Origin of the sequence: Mycobacterium sp., assembly GCF_049280035.1 — a bacterium.
Classification (GTDB): domain Bacteria; phylum Actinomycetota; class Actinomycetes; order Mycobacteriales; family Mycobacteriaceae; genus Mycobacterium.
This window is the reverse complement of sequence record NZ_JBAPPI010000041.1, coordinates 1-2908: the sequence shown is the minus strand read 5'-3', so window position 1 is coordinate 2908 and position 2908 is coordinate 1. Positions and strand designations below refer to the sequence as shown.

Below are 2908 nucleotides of genomic sequence, written 5' to 3'. Positions count from 1 at the left end.
CCCAACCCAAAACGCGGTCGTCGTTGCGGAATTGGGTCAGAACGCCCGTCACATAGTCCTGCAGAGTGCGGACGTAGCGACGGTCATCGATGCGTTCAGCGCCGGGGCTCTGCACCCAGCCGGAGTTGTGCACCCCAGGAGTGGGCGCGTGCTGGCGACCGAGTCTGGGCATCGGATCCCAACAGGAGTCGAACATTACAAACAGCGGTTTGATGCGATGCCGCGCCGCGATGCCGACAAACTGCGCGAGACGTATTTGAAAGCCCCGGGAATCTTGCGCCCACAGCTGATCGTGAAGGAAGACCCGCACTGTGTTGAGCCCGTGGAACCGGGCCCAGCCCAGTTCGGTATCGATGCGCCGCGGGTCGTAGGTGCCGGGCTGAAACATCTCGAGCTGATTGATGGCATTGGAAGCGATGAAGTTGGCGCCGACGGGCCAACCCTGCGCTTGATACCAACTGTTGGCACGGTCAGGTGACCACCGACTGGGTTCGGCAGACGCGCGGGGCGGATCCGCGGAGGCGCGAGGCGACTGAGCCAGCGCTGCGCCGGCTGCCAACACCAGCGGTAGCTTTAGAACCGTACGGCGGTACACGAAATGACGATAAGTTGCCTAAGGCACTGTTCCCGGTATTCGTCCAGCGCGTCGCGCCGAATTATTCACGCGGCGATCTTGTTGCGGGAATTGTTATCTCGTCGAGATATTGAGCACTTAGCGTGTTGCCGTCGAGTGCCACGCGCGGGTGTTACATTCCGGCGCCAACGGCAAGCATCCGCTCCAGGGTTAGGGCCTGAGCACCCGCCAATACCGAAGTCTGTCCGGACGTAGCGATCATCGCCCAACGTCCCGGTACGACTGCGATTTCCTCGCAAGGCTGTTCTGGCGTTGAGAATTCTGACAAAAGCGAACGGATCTTCTCGGCACTTGCCGTCGCGTCTGGAACGAGAACGCGTGTCGCACCGCCGACACCGATCGCGGGATAGCGCGCCATGAATTCGCGTAAGAACAAGGCACCCGTTACTTTTGGATTGATGTCTTGCACAGCGGCCACGACGGAATCGCCGAACCTGCCGCCCAGAGTGCCGATGGCAAAGTCAACGCCACAGTGCAGAAAGCGCAGCCGCCGATTCAGATCGGCCATCGCTTTCCGGAGCTTGGAGTACGCGGCCTTATCCAGTCCCATGGCCGCCCAATCTGAGGCGCCGACAAAGATGTTGCCCTTCCAAGACGTGCCACGCATGAACTGAAGGGTGAGTCCGTCCAGCAACTTGCCCGACCGCACATGGGCTGACGGCGTGGTCAACACCTGCTCGCCGCCGATGTGTTTCGCGAAGTAGTTAACGTGAGCCTCGAGAACCTGGTCGCCGCCCAAATTCCATGCCTTCGCTGCGAGCTCTTCCAGACGCGAGGTGTCATCGAGTTCGATCCCGGCTTCGATGCGGCCGCCATTTCCACCGTCGGACGGCTTCAGGCAGCCACGCGATAGCCCGTAGCGTTCCTTCAAAAGCGTGCTCGCCCGGACAAGATCGTGGCTGAAGTCGCAGCGGTTCTCTTGCCACGGGACCGCATAGCCCGGGATCACTGGAAGTGGCGCCCGCAGCGTCTGAAACGCCTCGCTCGCCCGATGCTCCTGGTCCAATATGAGCTGGGCCGGTTGGTCGGACAGCTGACCGTTCAGCCGCAGCGCGGCTTCGACAGTCGGATGCAGCATGCGCTTACCGTTCCAAGCAACGAGGCGAGAGTTGTTGGCGTCAACGCGAATTCGCTCAAGGCCCGCAGCCTGCGCCAACCAGGTCACCAGTATTTGAAATTCGGGCTCAAAGTCATACGGAGACACCACAGCCGAAGGACGTTCGCGTAGGAACTCGATGATCCGAGCCAACACGGGATCGCGGTCGCCAGCATCGACGGCCCGCCGCAGCAGCGCGTGAGACATGTAGTAGTGGTCGGTATCCGGAAGCGCCAAGCGCCGGACGCCTTCCTTCGCAATCGCGCGACGCCATGGCCGAGTTCGACCGACGGCCAGATCACCGCTGCGCGCGAGATACAAACCGCGAGTCTCCACATATGTCGTGAGGTCTGAGACCGGCCGACCCTCAACCATCGCCGCGAGGTCTGTCTCGAATCCGCGCGCGAACGGTGTGGTCGAATGCACGATCAGACGCGATTGCCCATCGGTCGGAGACGAGAACTCGACATGCTCAAGAACCATGTCGAGCAAGTCGCAAGGTTCGATCGATAGCAACTTGCGGCTTGCGATGGCGATGTCCGTTTCATCAAGTCGCAACGGACCGGCATAGCTCTGCCAGGCAACTTCGCGTCCGTCGACTGCAACGGTCCAATCGTGGAGTTCGCCGGTCAGCGGATGAGGCGACGTCCGTGGGCGGCGATTGCACGAAAACACTCTCGTCTCTCCATATCTGGCCCAGCGCAAGGCGTGACCGTTTATCCGGCGGCGGTGCCGGCGACTCATGTTGCCATACACGCCTTAATACCGGTACCAAAACACTTTAGCCATCGGTCAAAAGGTTCTAAACGGCCAAACTCATTGGAAAAAGCCGGAAAAGGCAAGGTGAATAACGCCATAACGACATAACACTCGACGGTCGTAACCGACAGATCGAAATGCTGTGAGAATGCTGGCAGCTTTCAGCGCAATGCCTGATCGATATCGGCGATTAAATCGTCAGTGCCTTCCAGGCCGACCGATATTCGAACTACCCCGTCGCCCAGGCCGATAGCGGCGCGCCCTTCGGGTCCCATCGCCCGGTGCGTGGTCGTCGCGGGATGGGTGACAAGGGATTTCGCGTCGCCCAGATTGTTGGAAATGCTAATCAGCTGCAGCTTGTCCAGCACCTCGAAAGCCCGTTGCTTGGCCGCGCTGTCGGGGACGTCAAGTTCGAAGGT

At 60.4% G+C, this 2908-nt stretch carries 2 protein-coding genes and 1 pseudogene; all 3 read right to left on the bottom strand.

What is annotated here, in order from left to right; translation table 11 throughout:
• Positions 1–595 (bottom strand): annotated as a pseudogene (locus WAN71_RS01355) (1,4-beta-xylanase); the annotation flags it as partial.
• A gap of 151 nt (positions 596–746) precedes the next feature.
• On the bottom strand, positions 747–1790 hold the full coding sequence (locus tag WAN71_RS01350) for a hypothetical protein (protein ID WP_422223606.1): 1044 nt from the start codon (positions 1788–1790) through the stop codon (positions 747–749).
• Between the two features lie 860 nt (positions 1791–2650).
• Positions 2651–2908: PLP-dependent transferase (locus tag WAN71_RS01345; RefSeq protein ID WP_422223605.1), on the bottom strand; the 258-nt coding region annotated here is incomplete at its 5' end.